Below are 2,089 nucleotides of genomic sequence, written 5' to 3' on the forward strand. Positions count from 1 at the left end.
TCCAGTAAGACCCCTTGAAGACGACGAGGTAGATAGGGCAGAGGTGGAAGTGTGGTAACACATGGAGCTGACTGTCACTAATAGGTCGAGGGCTTGACCAAAAAGGAACAAAGGCGATTATAATGCCGGAGTACCAAGAACAAGTTCAACTTTGTGGGATGTAAGAAACTATATGCAGTTTTGAAGGTACTAATAAGTACTTTTAATGGCCTAGTGGCTCAGTTGGTTAGAGCGCCGCCCTGTCACGGCGGAGGTCGAGGGTTCGAGTCCCTTCTGGGTCGTTTTATTATTATATGGGATCTTAGCTCAGCTGGGAGAGCATCTGCCTTACAAGCAGAGGGTCACAGGTTCGAGCCCTGTAGGTCCCATTATTAATAAAAATGCCGATGTGGCTCAATTGGCAGAGCAGCTGATTTGTAATCAGCAGGTTATCGGTTCGAGTCCGATCATCGGCTTATGGATGGATTCCCGAGTGGCCAAAGGGGGCAGACTGTAAATCTGTTAGCTACGCTTTCGAAGGTTCGAATCCTTCTCCATCCACTTAACCTAAGATAGTGGAACGATTTGTTCTAAGTGTAGAATGAACCGCATATAATTTATCAGAGGTTTTATAAATTATGCCGCGGGGTGGAGCAGCTAGGAAGCTCGTCGGGCTCATAACCCGAAGGTCATAGGTTCAAATCCTGTCCCCGCTACTTAGATATTGGATAGAAATATCTGATTATGCCCAGATAGCTCAGTTGGTAGAGCAGCGGACTGAAAATCCGCGTGTCACTGGTTCGATTCCGGTTCTGGGCATTCGTCTTTTATAAGACGGATGGGATACTAGCTCAGTTGGTAGAGCACTTGACTTTTAATCAAGTTGTCGGGGGTTCGAATCCCCCGTGTCTCACGTAAAAGCTCATAGTTTATCTATGGGCTTTTTTCTATTAATAGGATTAAAGTGTCTTAAGTGTCAAAAGGCCTAAATTTCCCTGACAGGCTATTTTTCTGAATTTTTGACCATAATATCTATCAACGATGCGCCGCATCGCCTTAAAATATCCCAGCACAAAAAGCTTAAAATATCCCGGCACAAAAAGCTTAAAATATCCCGGCACAAAAAGAATATCCAAAAAAGGATTTTTCACACCTTAATCTTTAAAAAAGAAAAGGGAGCTATCATAGAGAGATAGCTCCAGATGTCAAATAATATTTTGTATTCTAATTGATGAAATACATAATTAGAATTTCTTTTGTAACAATGCAAACCACTGAGCAAGTCCAACCAAAAGTATGGCTGCTAAAATTGATTTTGCAAATAATAATTGATGACTCCAATTAAAATAAAAAAGTGCACCTAATTCTGCAATGAGAATTATTATGGTATTGCGGCGATATATTATCCGTTCTTTCTTACACAAGGGTTTGTTCTTGTGCTCTATGGGGGATAATAGAACTATAGAAATGAACATTGTTATGCAAGCAATGAACATCAAGAAAGTTGATATGTGCATGTAATTTATCAGACAGAGGCTTATGATTATGCTAGAGTATGATAAAACAAAACAATAAGTTTCTTTTGATGCATGAAAGCCTCCTGCATAAATGCGTAATAGGGAATACGCTAGTTCGAACAAGATCCCCACCCATATATTTCCTAAGAGATACGACAATAATAAAATTATTGCAAAATCAGTTAGGAATAAACATACACGTCGCAATCCATATTTAATTATTTTGTCATTGGAATCATCTACCAATCCTAAGGATCGGAAATAATTCACTAAACGATCAATCATGTTTTAATCGTGGTAACGATTTAAACTCATTACTTGCTCGTCTAATTCTTCCTGGTAAAACCAACGTGAACATGATGCTGTTACAGCAAAAGCTGCAGCAAACACAGCAACGTTGCACAAGTTTTTGCTTACAAATAAAATAAGTTTTTTCATAATGACTCCTTTCAAATGTAGCGGGGTGAATATATTTGATATATCCAACCGATGATTTGCTGTTACATTTATATTATAACAGGAAAAAAGTACTACTTTTGGTATATGTCAAAAATATAAGGTTATATGTCAAAAATAAAAGGTTTGATAGTCAA

The 2,089-nt window shown here is 38.6% G+C and carries 1 protein-coding gene, 7 tRNA genes and 1 rRNA gene; 8 read left to right on the forward strand and 1 reads right to left on the reverse strand.

Annotated elements, in window-relative coordinates; genetic code table 11:
* The 8 genes from DW981_RS14495 to DW981_RS14530 form a co-directional block, all read left to right on the forward strand.
* A 23S ribosomal RNA gene (locus DW981_RS14495) occupies positions 1 to 101 on the forward strand; the annotation flags it as partial.
* A gap of 106 nt (positions 102 to 207) precedes the next feature.
* Positions 208 to 281: transfer RNA gene (locus tag DW981_RS14500), tRNA-Asp, on the forward strand.
* Between the two features lie 14 nt (positions 282 to 295).
* A tRNA-Val gene (locus DW981_RS14505) sits at positions 296 to 368 on the forward strand.
* Positions 369 to 382: 14 nt separating this feature from the next.
* Positions 383 to 455, forward strand: a tRNA-Thr gene (locus DW981_RS14510).
* 3 nt (positions 456 to 458) lie between these two features.
* Positions 459 to 540: transfer RNA gene (locus tag DW981_RS14515), tRNA-Tyr, on the forward strand.
* A gap of 81 nt (positions 541 to 621) precedes the next feature.
* A tRNA-Met gene (locus DW981_RS14520) sits at positions 622 to 695 on the forward strand.
* Positions 696 to 725: 30 nt separating this feature from the next.
* Positions 726 to 798 (forward strand) — tRNA-Phe (locus DW981_RS14525).
* 21 nt (positions 799 to 819) lie between these two features.
* A tRNA-Lys gene (locus DW981_RS14530) sits at positions 820 to 892 on the forward strand.
* 892 nt (positions 893 to 1,784) lie between these two features.
* Here DW981_RS14530 and DW981_RS14545 read toward each other — a convergent pair.
* Positions 1,785 to 1,934 (reverse strand): cyclic lactone autoinducer peptide, encoded by a 150-nt coding sequence (locus DW981_RS14545; RefSeq protein ID WP_118508235.1) that lies wholly within the window; start codon positions 1,932 to 1,934, stop codon positions 1,785 to 1,787.
* Positions 1,935 to 2,089 lie beyond the last annotated feature (155 nt).

It is taken from the genome of Clostridium sp. AM49-4BH (assembly GCF_003478335.1).
Classification (GTDB): domain Bacteria; phylum Bacillota; class Clostridia; order Lachnospirales; family Lachnospiraceae; genus Butyribacter.